Genomic DNA, 13,351 nt, shown 5'->3' on the forward strand with positions numbered 1-13,351 from the left:
CGTGATGCAGTCTCTCTCATTCATTTGCATCTCAATTCTTTCACAGAACGAATTAAAGGTTAACTGCAATCTCAAAAAGAGTGTAAAAAGCTGTGCAATAGAAGACTGTTTTGATTTTTAGAGGGAGATAAACCAAAGTGCCGCTCACAATTTGTATCTTTACTGTAAGCGAAAGCAAGCTTCAATTTCGTTAACAATGCGTTAACAACGAAAAAGGCTCTCACAAATTTCTTCGTAAGAGCCCCATTTTCAAGTAGCCCAAGCCGAATATTTTTCGAATTATTTTTTAGACGATTTGAAGAGTTTGGCCAGTATTTCAGAGAGATTTTGATCGCATTTAATTTATAGATTAAGAGTATTTGAGAGCATAGGTAATAGAGTGATTTTATCGCATAATCGGTGTTAAACGTTCTGATGAACCTTTTTTTGAAAAGACCGTCCGTGCCAGCCGAACAGATTAGGTCGCTGGATAGGGCATAAAGCTTTTCAAACTCCGTATCTCTTCCTTTTGCCTGCGCTCGGTAATCAGTGTCATCACTTCTTTGGATAAAAGCTGCAATGCTTTTCTCTGGTCTTCATCCAATGCCCTTTGCTTACGATCAAGGACATAGAGCGTTTCAAGGTTATAACCCTGTTAGTCTGTCAGTGGATATCCCGCATAAAAACGAATATCTGGCCGTCCTGTAACCAGTTCGTTATCTCTGAAGCGATCGTCCTGTGTCGCATCTTGTATTTCAAATAGATTGTTACCTAAAATAGTATGCTGGCAAAAAGCCAGTTCCCGACGGGTCTCGCTAATGTCGAGCCTTACTTTTAACTTGAACCACTGCCTTTGCTCATCGACCAGGTGATCAGGGAGATCGGTGTCTTGCAGATGATGTAAGCCAGCTCGGTGATCCGGTCAAATTCCGCTTCGCTAAGGGTATTGAGTATATAGTATTTAGTTAGCGCACGGAGACGATCCTGTTCGTTGGCTGGCAAGAGATGATTTTCTTTGTTCACAATGGTTGGGAGCTTAGTCGGCAGCTGGCATTTTTTTATACGTATTTATTCACCAAAAGGTGCTATAAATTATAACGGGACTAATTAGTTGTATAAGATACGATCCGGTGAATATTCTTGTCTAAGCGTTCATTGTTTTCCCTGAGGCCGAGCAACCGCCCGGAATTGTATAAAAAGCCTTCCATGTCGATCAAGGTCAACAGGCCTTTGATGGTGGCCACCGGCCTTCGGAGTTCATGAGACTGTACAAAGGCAATTTTGTCGAGTTGCAGCCGCTGGGCTTCTGCGCTTTTCTTTTGACGTACGCGTTCGGATATATCGCTGCCGTTATAAGACACACCGATGATCTCACCATCGGGATTGCGGGCGGGATGCACAGCCACGTCCCACCAGTAAGCAGTATCCTTAAACGCCAAGTGTCGTTCCATACGAGTTGATCTTCCCTGCAATGCATCCTGGCAGGCGAGGATTACCCTGTCGCGATCTACAGGATCGATCAGGTCCATGATCGCAAAACCCGGCGCAATATTGATGTGGTGATGTGCCTTGATAAAGTCGCTCATTGCTTTGCTAAAAGCGATCACTTTAAGGTCCAGGTCCAAAAGCAGATGGGCACAAGTACAACTGTCAAAGAACGACCGCATGGTCAATTCTTCTTTTTTTGCGGATAGGAATTGATCTTTCAATAATTCCAGGCTGGCATCAAATTCGAGTAGCTGGATCACTTGCTGAGCCAGCATTTGCAGCATCTGCTGCTGCTCTTCGCTCAATTGACCCGGTACCTGATCGATCACGCATAGGCTACCCAGATTAAGTCCGTCCTGCGTAGTTAATGGCGTTCCTGCGTAAAAACGAATATTCGGATCCCCCGTAACCAGTGGATTGTTCACAAAACGTTCATCAGAGCTAGCATCCGGCACGATCATCACATCCTGCTGCTCAATAACATAGTTGCAAAACGCTTGTGTACGTGGTGTGGTCTTAAAATCAAACGCTTGTTTAACGGGTATGTACTGCATATCTGCATCGATCAGGGTGATCAGCGCAGTGGGCGTGCCGCAGACGTCTGCCGCCAGGGACACGATCTCCTGCAACTCTTCTTCCTTGCTGATCTTTAACTTTAAAAAACGGTTGACGGCTTGCAACCTTTCTAATTCACGTTTAGGCATTGACTTTGTGAAGTTAAATCATAATTTTTTCCTGCAATTCCTTTACAGCCTCCGCCAGTAGTTGTATCTCTTCCAGGTGGGTCAGTTCACTATCATTCTTCACTTCATCCATCAGGCGAACGATCTCTCTGGCTGGCGTATACAGCTCATGCAATTCCAAGTTGCGTATCTTGCGAAGCGCTTGCTGTTGCTCTTTAACACGCTCCTCATGCCTAACGCGGTCAGTAATATCGATCCTGTTGAAAGATACGCCGATGATCTGCCGCTCACGGTCATACGCCGGTTCAAAGGTCATATACCAGCAGATCCGCCCCTGCTGGTATTGAAGGTGCCGTTCGAGGGTGACTTTTTCACCCTCCAGTGCTTTGTTGAACGCAGCTGTAAAATCCGAACGAAAGCCGACATGTAGATAATCTACCAACAGGGTGTTCGGGATCAAACGCCTTCCCTGAGTAGCAAATGTAAAATCATCAAATGCTTGATTAAAAGCTACCACACACATCTCCTGGTCCAATAAGATATGATTGGAGCTGGAGCTTTCAAAAAAAGAACGCAAGGTGATCGCCACATTTCTGGCGGCAATGTACTGCTCTTTGAGCAATTGCAGACTGGCGTCGAATTCCAAAAAATGAACGATTTGTTTAGACATACTTTTGAGCATCCGCTGCTGGATCGCACTCAGCTTTTTAGCTTCTACATCGTAAACACAAACCGTTCCGATCGCATTTCCTTCACTGGTCCAGAGTGGGGCACCCGCATAAAAGCGAATATTCGGTTGATTCTTGACGTAAGGATTCTCAGAAAAATAGGGATCTGTACTTGCATCTGCGACAATAAACACTTCGTCTTGCTGGATCGCTTTTTGGCAAAAAGAGCGATCATACTGCAATTGCGTAAGATCAGTGCCTACACGAAATCTAATATGCTGCAATTGATCTTCCATAAAAGTGATCATCGCTATTGGGGCACTGCACAACGCTGCAGCCTGCTCCACGATCTTTTGCAGCTCAGTTTCTTTACTGATCTGTAATTTTAAAAATCGGTTGACCGTCTGCAGTCGTTCCAGCTCCCGTTGTGGCATAGCAACAATACGTATTTATGTGATTAAAAGATTCAAGAACTATGTGATTAACAACTTACGATCCAGACCCTGACCTTTTGCATCACCATTACTATATCTAAAATAAAAAAAATCTTTAAATCAAAAGCGTTGATCTCCAACTAAATATATGCCTCGGGGTTATGCCTCACATACACGGATAGGGTATATTATCTATATAAGCCATTTTGCAAATTTGAATAATTATGTACCCGTTAACCGAACATCTCCGCGCAGTTAGTTTTTGGGATCCGTTTTTACAGCTAATGATACTGCACAAAATTCAAAAAAATGGAGCTATCGGCAAAAGATGATCTGCTGAAGTCGTACCTGGATTCTCATAAATCACGGGCAGACCGTTTAGCCGTATGTATTATTAATGTAATGGGTAGCATGGTATTTTACCAGCGTTAAAGGGTCAGTTTGCCCTGGAACACCTGACCAGGCCTCTCGGAACAACCTCAAATTTCGGCGAAACACACTTCCAAGTTGCCGCGGAACGTCTGATGGAATTTTAGTGGTTTACATAGCTTAGGAACTATATGAACCGTAAGCATTACGACACAAAATAATTTGCGGAGGTGATATTTAGATAGCTCACTTAACTATAGTTATATTAGCTTTTACGCATCCATAGAATCACATGATAGTACTATCGTTTACGGCCTACGAACCGAATAACAGAACCCAATCCGTTGTGATAAAGTCCTTCATGTAGATCAACCTCTAACTCTTCGAGCTCTATAACCTCATAATTGGCGAAGTCTGCTTGAATTTCTTCAATAGAAAATAAGGATTCAATATCTTTCGGTCCGCCCACTTTCTCGTTTCTATTCAAATACGTAAGATGATTTTTACTAAATGCCTCAAATATGATTGTCCCGCCTTTGCGTAATAATGGGCTAAGCGCTTAATGTATTTGTGATTTAATAGCTGCAGGGAAATGGGCATAAATCAAGGCGATTGCATCAAATTCCTCGTCAAAGTAACCCAATGTTTGTATCTCCCCTACTTGATAATCTATACTAACCTGATTCTTCCGGGCAAGTTGCTCCGCCTTTTCCTGCCCTTCGCCACTGATATCGAAAGCAGACACCTCCCAACCCAGACCGGCTGCAAATACTGCATTTCTTCCCTCTCCTTCGGCGGGAAAAAGTATTTTACCCGGTGTTAATTTTGTCAGTTGTTTTCGAAGGTATTCATTCGGGAACTCACCGTAAGCAAAATCGCTATTGCTGTAGCGCTCATTCCATCTATTGATCCAATCCTGTGACATATGGCATATTCTATGCCCAAAAATAACAGGTTTTACAAAGCTGACAACATCCAGCAGTAAACATTCGGATAAGAGGCCTAAGTAAAGTCAACCGATGCTTATCTTATTTAGCTATCTAATTTAATCTTAAAAAAGCGCTTGTTTCTATAGTGTTCGTTCATACTTCCACCTTTCTATTATTGCGTTGTTTAGATCGGCCTAAATTTCCAATCGTATACACCGATGTTGTCATTGGGTAAATCAGTAAACATTCAGTCGCCAGCCGGCTTATAACATACCATCTTCGTAAACTTAACTATTATAAGTTTTTAATTCATAGCATAATAATTAGTCCGATATAAGGAAACTCCAATTCTACCCAAAACTTGATCTGCAAATAATTTATTAATTTTATCGTTTGCTTTAAATAAATGAACAAGACACGACTGCTTAATAGCGATCAATTACTGGACATCTTCTCCGGCTCACAAATCGCTACGGCTATTTATACTACGGAAGATCTAATTATCGAAGCGGTGACCGAAGCGATGTTACAGTTCTGGGGCAAATCCCGTGACATCGTCGGCCTTCCTTTAGAGATCGCTGTTCCGGAACTGGTCGGACAGCCATTCCTGGAGCAGATGCGGGATACCTTCCGGACAGGGCAAACTTTTTCAGGGATAAACATACCTGCGGTATTAGAGATTAACGGTCAACTACAGACGAGCTACTATGATTATGAATACCGGCCGATCAAAGATGCCGACGGTCTTGTTTATTGTATGCTGCATACCGCATCAGATGTTACTGACGCGGTCTTAGGCCGAAAAGCTGTCGAACAGGAAAAGCTGCACCTGCATAATCTGGAGAACGAGCAAGCTCTGAATGAAGAACTGGCGGCAGCGAATGAAGAATTAAGTTCTATTAACGAGGAACTCCAGCAAACGCAGGAACACCTCAACCAGTTAAATGCCGAATTAGAAGACCGTGTATCGCAACGAACTGCTTTGCTGACCTCCAGCGAGGCCAAGATGCGCTACCTGATCGATGATGCACCGGTTGCGATCGCCGTATTGATCGGATCCAATTTTATCATAGAACAAGCGAACCAATATATACTTAAGATATGGGGCAAGTCTTCTGCTGTGATCGGGCAGACCATTTATGACGCACTGCCGGAGATACAGGGACAGGCATTTTTCCAGATCCTTGAAAATGTCTACGCCAGCGGAGAGGTTTATTATGGCATCGAAGCTCCGGGGATGATGGAATATGAGGGGGAGCTGCGACAGATCTTTACCAATTTTGTTTTCAAGCCGATCAAGGATGAGAACGGGGAAACGCATAGTGTGATGATCGTAGCTACAGAGGTTACCGAACAGGTGCTGGCCAGCAGATTTGTTAAGGCGGCTAAACACCGTTTGGATGCTATGGTGCAGACCACACCAGTGGCACTAACGATCTTGAACGGCCGGGAACTGGTCATTGAGCAGGCTAATGCTGCTATGTACGAGATCTGGCAGCGCGACGCTGATCAAACATTAGGAAAGAAGCTTATTGATGTTTTTCCCGAACTTGTCGGTCAACCGTTTCCGGAATTGCTTGCAAATGTTTTTGATACCGGTGAACGGATCGCCTTTCCGGAACTACCCGTACTGATCAAGCGTCCGGATGGCTCTGAAAAGAATATTTACGTCAATTTCTCGTATGATCCGATCATTAACGAGGACCAGCAGGTAGAATCTATCCTGGCATCTGTGGTCGATGTGACCGAGTCGGTCCGGTCGCGTCAGCAATTAGAGCAAAGCCGGATGGAATTGCAGGAAACTACTGAGGAACTGGCGGCTTCCAATGAAGAGCTGAGTGCTATCAACGAGGAGATGGTCGCGTCTAATGAAGAATTGGCCTCCACGAATGAAGAGCTGGTCAGTACGCAGGAACATTTACACGACCTGATCGGGCAGTTAGAGGAAAGCAAGGAACGCTTCAGCTTTCTGTTAAATACGATTCCGCAACAGGTCTGGACCGCAAATGCATCAGGCGCGATCGATTATGTGAACCAGGTGGTCATCAAAGATTTCGGGGCAAACATGGATGCTATCGTTGGCGAAGGGTGGCAGCGATTTATCCATCCTGAAGATCTGCCCCAGGCGATGGATCTGTGGCTACACGCGATCGAGAACGGTAATGAGTATGTCGTTGAATTCAGGTTGTTGTTCGCCGATGGTGATTATCAATGGCACTTGGGTCGCGCGGTACCGTTGATCGAGAACGGCAAGATCCAGCTTTGGCTGGGTACCAATACGAATATAGATCTGCAAAAGAGAAATGAGCAGAAAAAGGATGAATTTATTTCGATCGCCAGTCATGAGCTTAAAACGCCGCTCACCAGTATCAAGGCTTTTAATCAGCTTCTGCTCCGGGGCGGGGATATCAACCGCATAGCTGGTTTCGCGCAGAAATCATCAGATCACATCAAGCGTTTAGAAAAGCTGATCGCCGATTTATTGGACGTTACCAGAATAAATTCCGGTAAACTGGAATATGATATGCAGCCTTTCAGTTTTCGACAGTTACTGACCGAAAGCGTGGAGAATATCCGGCACATGGCGGTCAAGCATGATATCGTCCTGGAAAATGCAGTGGATATCAGCTTTACCGGAGATCATTTTCGGCTGGAACAGGTCATGAACAACTTTCTTTCCAATGCGGTCAAATATTCACCACAGGGTGAGAAGGTCATTGTCAGCAGTAAATTGGAATCCGATCATTTGGTGGTGTCAGTACAGGATTTCGGTATCGGCATTGACCCGACCCATGTGAATAGGTTATTTGACCGGTATTACCGGGTTGACAATACGGCTATGCGGTTTGAAGGACTGGGTTTGGGCTTATTCATTTCATCGGAAATATTGAAACGGCACCAGGGCAAAGTATGGATCGAAAGCGAACTGGGTAAAGGTTCGACATTCTACTTCAGTATGCCCATCCTAACAGAAAACTCGCTGGAAACCGCCGTAGCTGTCGACCTGGGATCTGGATTGGAGAACAGCTGATTCTTTCCAAGATAGAATGCCCGCATTTTGATGCAGGATAGAATCCTTTTTGTTTGTAAGTTTAGCTAAGCAGTTATCACATTGATGCCTCTACTAATTCCGCGAAATTGCTGCTAAGCCAATTTTTTGTCCTATTAATTAAAAACCTTATTTTTGACAATATTTGTCCGCATGCTTTCCCCTTACGCTCAACAAACTATGGTTAATGCGCTCCCGATAGGAGCCGCTATTTTCACAGGCCCTGAACATACTATCGGTGCGGTTAACCCGCAAATGCTGGCGATCTGGTCCAAAGAAGCTGGTGTGACCGGCATGAAATTACTGGACGCTATTCCGGAGATCCGGGATCAGGGCTTTTTTGCATTACTGACCGATGTTTACACGAGTGGAAATGAATACCATAACCCGGATGGCCAGGCTGAGTTGCTGGTGGACGGGCAGCTTCAGACCAAATATTTTGATTTTTCCTTCAAGCCGCTTAGGGACGACGGTGGCAGGATCTATGGGGTCGTCAATACAGCGATCGATATTACGGAACGCACTTTAAATTCCCAACAGCTACAACAGGTCAATGAGGAGCTGAATGCGGTAAACGGTGAAATGGAGGCTTACGGCGAAGAACTCCGCACCGCCTATGACCAGTTAGAACACACGCATGATACGCTGGTCGTAACGAGTCAGCAAGCGGAATTACTATTGGAAAGCGCACCCGTTGCCGTAGGTGTGATCGATGCAATAAATTTTAAGATACATACGGGCAACACCAAGCTGCTGGAATTATGGGGTATTGATAACCAGGCGATCGGTAAGCCTTTGGGTGAAGTGCTCTCCGCATCTGAAAGCGAGTTTTTAACTAACCTGATCTTAAAGGTCAGGGACGCAGGCCATCCCCTTTACGGCAACGATGTCAAAACGATGATCGAGCGCGGTGCTGAATGGGTGACCACCTATTTCAATTTCGTCTATCAGCCTATCAGGAACGGGAAAGGCGAGGTCATCAGTGTACAGATCGTGGCCAATGAAGTGACCGACCAGCGTAATGCCAAGGCGGACGTCGATGCCGTGCTGGTGCAACTTCATTTAGCCCAGAAAGCAGCTCACTTCGGGGTGTTCGACCTGGATGTGGTGAATGACAAATTATACTGGGATGAACGTACGCGCAAAATATTTGGGGTTGATCCAACTAAAGCCGTAGGGTACAGCAGCGATTTTGCAGAGGGACTGCACCCCGATGACCGGGAACGGACATTACAAGCGGTCCGTGATGCTTATGACCAGTCACTTACCGGGGGTGTTTACGATATCGAATACCGCGTGGTCGATGCCAGCAACGGTAACATCTGCTGGGTCAGGGCGGTAGGTCAGGTCTATTTTAATAGCGAGGCTGAACCTCAACGTTTTGTCGGCACGGTGGTCGATATTACAGGAGCTGTTGAAGCCAGGCAGAAACTGGAAGCCAGCGAAAGGCAGCAACTGGAACTCAACGAAGAACTTTCGAACATTAATGAAGAACTGAGCGCCGTTAATGAGGAATACCAGGCGGGCAACGAAGAACTGACGGCGACAAATGAAGAGTTGCGATCCATTCAGGAGGAACGTGCACTGCTGCACCAGGAACTTACCATCAAAGAAGAGCGCCTTCGTTTTGCAATGAAAGCTGCTGATGTGGGTACCTGGGACCTGGACATCGTAAATAACCTGGTCAGTTGGGATGAACGCTGTAAGGAACTTTATGGCTTTTCTAAAGACGATGTAGTGCCTTACGAACAGGTGCTGAAGTATATGCATCCTGATGACAGGCCTAAGGTCAATGAGGCCGTAATGTATGCCCTTGATCCCGCATCTCATGGTTCGTATGATATTGAGTTCAGGACGATCGGTGCCGAAGATCAGCGTCTACGCTGGCTCCACTGCTGCGGTAAGGCGTTTTTTGATGATAAAGGTATCGCTTACCGCTTCTCCGGGATTGCACAGGACATCAGCGCGCAAAAAATGCAAGCTGACGAATTAGCATCTACACTTGTTAAAGTAAAAGAGAAAGAAGAACAGCTGACCTCGGCGAAAGAAGCTGCTCAATTGGGCCTGTTCGACTGGGACCTCGTGAATAAAGTATATAATTGGGATGCCCGGTTCCGCGAGATATTTAATCTGCCCGATCAGGATAGTTTCCAGGATAACAGGGTTGTTTTCGAACGGCTGCACCCGGACGATGTGGAACGTGTCAGACAGGCGACCAGGCGATCACAAACTTATGGACAATCCAGTGGCGGAAGATACGACATACAATACCGTATCTCGGCTACGGAACACTTGCCCGAGCGCTGGGTAAGAGCGATCGGTAAGACCTTGTTTAGTGAAGAGGGCACACCGCTCCGGTTCATCGGCTCCGTTCTGGACATTACCGAGCAAAAGCAGGAAGAACAGCGCCGGATCGATTTTATCGGCATTGTGAGCCACGAACTCCGTTCGCCCTTAACTTCATTAAGTGGTTATCTGCAAATGCTGGAGATGAGTGCGAGAAAGAACAATGATCAATTCACCGGCAACGTATCGGCAAAAGCTAAACGGCAGGTCGGTAAAATGAGCAGCATGATCACCGGATTCCTGGATGTCGCACGCATGGGCGAAGGAAAGATACAGATCAATCACAAACCGTTCGATATGGCTGAGCTGGTCAAGGCTGCTGAATCGGAATCGTTAGCGACAATCACCACGCATACCGTGATTTATCATCCGGTAGAACATACACCCGTTCTGGCTGATGAGGACAAAATAGAACAGGTGCTGATCAATTTGATTAACAATGCGGTCAAGTATTCCCCGCAGGGAACGATCATTAATGTTTCGGCTACCACCCGGGATGGACAGGTACGTGTCTGCGTCAAAGATGAGGGCATGGGCATTCCGGCTAAAGACCTGCCACACGTTTTTAACCGTTTTTATAGGGTCGAGGGCGAACATATGAAAACCACCAAGGGGTTTGGTATCGGTTTGTATCTATGCCGCGAGATCATTGAGCGGCACGGCGGTAAGATCGGCGCGGAAAGTGAATTAGGCATCGGCAGTACTTTTTGGTTTGAAATTCCCGTGACCCATTAAACTAAAGGCATTATAATTGCTCTATCTTATTAAATAGGAAGTCGATGTGTAAAGTTTTGGTTTGTGATGATGACAAAGACATCCTGGATATGACCAGTATGCTTTTGGAGTATTCGGGTTTTGAGGTGATCACCCAGATCAATAGCAGCAAGGTCATCGATCAGGCTATTGCGGAAAAACCGGATGTAATGCTGATAGACATCTGGATGCCTTTTCCAGGAGATGAACTGACCAGACAGATCAAAAAAACGCCGCAACTCTTACGTATCCCGGTCGTGCTTTTCTCAGCGGCTATCAATGGCAAAATGATCGCTAAGGAAGCCGGTGCGGATCGTTTTGTAGAAAAGCCTTTTGATGTAGAAAACCTGGCAGCTATCATCAACTCTGTTATCGCTGCGTAGTATCAATCCCATTCACGGAACTTATGCTAATGTCGTTTACCACGCGTGTCCAGCGTTTCTGTGAAAAAATAAAAACTGGATTTCTCTGTACGTCGATGTTCCTAAATCTATTTCGCTTAATCAAGCCAAACCTGTTCAACAAAATACACTGGCACGCTGGTCATGGACCGCTTTTGACGGCAATGTTCATTACATAGACTTGCTTAGTATTGGCTGGTACCTAGTAACTGGTCGATCGCGGAATTGATCAGAATTGGCAGCATGGAAAATCCCTGCTTTATTTGGAAAGTGAATACAGAAGGGATGTCACAGAGAATGTTTTGATCAGTTTTTTAGTGTCTTGTAATACAATAACCTTTAGAAACCCCAACTGATCATGCGGTATTCCTACCTAACCTTGACGATACGGTTTCGGGTTGAAATAAACGCTTTGATAGCGACATAGAGCAGGAAGCCAAAAAATATTCCCCAAGCAACATCCAAAACAGGAGGATAAATTCTGTAAGGATTGTTGGATAGTATGCATCGTTTATAAATCATAAAGTTTGAAGGCCCGGCTTTGTTTTGAGATCGGTTAATTTCGGCGTTTTAACCTTCTACATTGAATACTTTGGTCAATAACTCCGCTTTTGAGCCTTCGGCTGATACAGTAAATGTTTTCGCTTGTCGCCATTATCTACTTTTTATTCCCTTCATACGATTAAGGGAGCCTGATTCCCTCCAGTAGCAGAGGAAAAACATAACTGATGTTTTTAAGTGCAAAATAGCTTCCAACAATATCAAGCTATTTACAGTATTCTGCCATTATTATTTGAAATTATGCCAAATGCATAATGGCATACAAAGCGCTTGTCGAGATTAGTATCCAAAGTACCACACCCTGCAACAAAGGTTTAAATCCTACTGAAGCCAGTACTTGGCGAGATAGACCAGCACCGATCAGGAATAATGTTAAGGTAAGTCCAGCTTTCGCGATCATCACCATGTAGGGGCTGATCAATTTTACAAGGGGCAGATAAGTGTTGGCGATCATGGCCAGGATGAATAACCCGATGAAATAAGGAATAGCTACCTTTTTAGAATTGTTTTTGAACAGGAAGGTTGAAAGGAAAGCGATAGGCACGATCCACAGCGCCCGGGTCAGTTTTACGGTGGTAGCCACCTCTAAAGCATGTGCGCCATATTTGCTGGCGGCACCTACTACCGAACTGGTATCGTGAATGGCAATGGCACACCATAAACCGAATTGTGTTTGCGACAGGTTGAAGTAATGCCCGATAACCGGGAACACGAACAGCGCGACAGAGTTCAAAATAAACACACAGCCTAACGCAACAGAAATTTGTTTTTCTTCCGCTTTGATCACCGGGGAGATGGCCGCTATGGCACTGCCGCCACAAATAGCTGTGCCGTTTGATATGAGGTATGAGGTTTTCTTTTCTATTTTCAGCCATTTGCCGATCAAAAAGCCGAATAGTAACGTACTGGCGATAGAAGCGATGGTAAACAATACGCCTTCCTTTCCGGCTTGCATGGCGCTGTGTACGTTCATACCAAAACCCAGGCCCACAACAGATACTTGTAATAACAAGTGAGTCGCTTTATGAGTTAAGTGCAGGTACGGGTGACCGGATAATTGTGCGACCGCCAAACCTAATAACAGCGCGATGGCCGGGCTTACAAATGGTGTTAGGCACACGGACACGCAAAGTATAAAAATGACCTTACGGGTGTTTTCGTTCAGGTGAAGAAATGTATGGGGCTGGGTTAACTGATGTTGGGTATTCATGATACTTTATTTTTGATACCCCAAAATTCCGCCTTATTTAGTAATGATTTTTATCATAAACGGCGATGAACGATAACCACAGGTTATGGTAGTATTTGAAACCAACTGTAATTAAATACCTGGTCAGTATCAAAAGGTGTATGATGAACATGTTCCATACTGCCAGTTAATTGAAACTGCTCTTGGGAAATATTCGACAACGAAGCAGGGGAATGACATTCAACAGCTAATCCGCTGCACCTTTCAGGGCCATTTAAACCAAAAGTCCCGATGATGAGCCATCCTTTATTGGGCAGATGTTTAGCTGCCACTTCAGCATATTTGCTTTGATCTGCTGTATTGGTCAAAAAATGAAATGCTGCCCGGTCATGCCAAAGGTCATATTGATCGTCAATTTCCATATCCAGCACATCACTTAGATCCATTTAATTCCGTTGGCCTTATCACCCAACCGTAACTTCGCCCTGTCAATAGCCTTGGC

General features: G+C 45.1%; 11 protein-coding genes. 4 read left to right on the top strand and 7 right to left on the bottom strand.

All coding sequences use genetic code 11. The annotated features are described in order from the left end of the window. Positions 1-813: 813 nt before the first annotated feature. The 3 genes from ABDD94_RS02880 to ABDD94_RS02890 all read right to left on the bottom strand — a co-directional run bounded on the left by ABDD94_RS02880 (position 814) and on the right by ABDD94_RS02890 (position 3,252). Positions 814-1,002, bottom strand: a complete 189-nt coding sequence (locus ABDD94_RS02880) for a hypothetical protein (RefSeq protein ID WP_345954598.1) — start codon at positions 1,000-1,002, stop codon at positions 814-816. A gap of 80 nt (positions 1,003-1,082) precedes the next feature. Continuing rightward, positions 1,083-2,171, bottom strand: a complete 1,089-nt coding sequence (locus ABDD94_RS02885) for a GAF domain-containing protein (protein WP_345954599.1) — start codon at positions 2,169-2,171, stop codon at positions 1,083-1,085. A gap of 13 nt (positions 2,172-2,184) precedes the next feature. Then, positions 2,185-3,252 carry a GAF domain-containing protein gene (locus ABDD94_RS02890; RefSeq protein ID WP_345954600.1) on the bottom strand — a complete coding sequence of 356 codons (1,068 nt, stop codon included), beginning with the start codon at positions 3,250-3,252 and terminating at the stop codon, positions 2,185-2,187. Between the two features lie 309 nt (positions 3,253-3,561). Between ABDD94_RS02890 and ABDD94_RS02895 the strand changes: the two genes are divergently transcribed. Continuing rightward, entirely contained in the window at positions 3,562-3,684 is a 123-nt protein-coding gene (locus tag ABDD94_RS02895) for a hypothetical protein (RefSeq protein WP_345954601.1), read from the top strand. A 238-nt stretch (positions 3,685-3,922) separates the two neighbouring features. Here the strand turns inward: ABDD94_RS02895 and ABDD94_RS02900 are convergent, their stop codons facing one another. Both ABDD94_RS02900 and ABDD94_RS02905 read right to left on the bottom strand, forming a co-directional pair. Continuing rightward, the gene (locus tag ABDD94_RS02900) at positions 3,923-4,108 is read right to left on the bottom strand and encodes a hypothetical protein (RefSeq protein ID WP_345954602.1); all 186 of its coding nucleotides are present in this window, start codon (positions 4,106-4,108) and stop codon (positions 3,923-3,925) included. A gap of 72 nt (positions 4,109-4,180) precedes the next feature. Then, complete coding sequence (locus ABDD94_RS02905; protein ID WP_345954603.1) at positions 4,181-4,546, bottom strand: class I SAM-dependent methyltransferase; 366 nt, start codon at positions 4,544-4,546, stop codon at positions 4,181-4,183. A gap of 410 nt (positions 4,547-4,956) precedes the next feature. On the opposite strand from ABDD94_RS02905, the gene ABDD94_RS02910 reads away from it, so the two are divergent. The 3 genes from ABDD94_RS02910 (at position 4,957) to ABDD94_RS02920 (ending at position 11,081) form a co-directional block, all read left to right on the top strand. Next, complete coding sequence (locus ABDD94_RS02910; protein ID WP_345954604.1) at positions 4,957-7,581, top strand: PAS domain-containing protein; 2,625 nt, start codon at positions 4,957-4,959, stop codon at positions 7,579-7,581. 198 nt (positions 7,582-7,779) lie between these two features. Continuing rightward, positions 7,780-10,680 (top strand): PAS domain-containing protein, encoded by a 2,901-nt coding sequence (locus tag ABDD94_RS02915; RefSeq protein ID WP_345954605.1) that lies wholly within the window; start codon positions 7,780-7,782, stop codon positions 10,678-10,680. A gap of 44 nt (positions 10,681-10,724) precedes the next feature. Further along, the gene (locus ABDD94_RS02920; RefSeq protein ID WP_345954606.1) at positions 10,725-11,081 is read left to right on the top strand and encodes a response regulator; all 357 of its coding nucleotides are present in this window, start codon (positions 10,725-10,727) and stop codon (positions 11,079-11,081) included. Between the two features lie 817 nt (positions 11,082-11,898). Here the strand turns inward: ABDD94_RS02920 and ABDD94_RS02925 are convergent. Next, on the bottom strand, positions 11,899-12,870 hold the full coding sequence (locus tag ABDD94_RS02925) for a putative sulfate exporter family transporter (RefSeq protein WP_345954607.1): 972 nt from the start codon (positions 12,868-12,870) through the stop codon (positions 11,899-11,901). Between the two features lie 83 nt (positions 12,871-12,953). Beyond that, complete coding sequence (locus tag ABDD94_RS02930) at positions 12,954-13,295, bottom strand: hypothetical protein (RefSeq protein WP_345954608.1); 342 nt, start codon at positions 13,293-13,295, stop codon at positions 12,954-12,956. Positions 13,296-13,351 lie beyond the last annotated feature (56 nt).

It is taken from the genome of Mucilaginibacter sp. PAMB04168, from assembly GCF_039634365.2.
Classification (GTDB): Bacteria; Bacteroidota; Bacteroidia; order Sphingobacteriales; family Sphingobacteriaceae; genus Mucilaginibacter.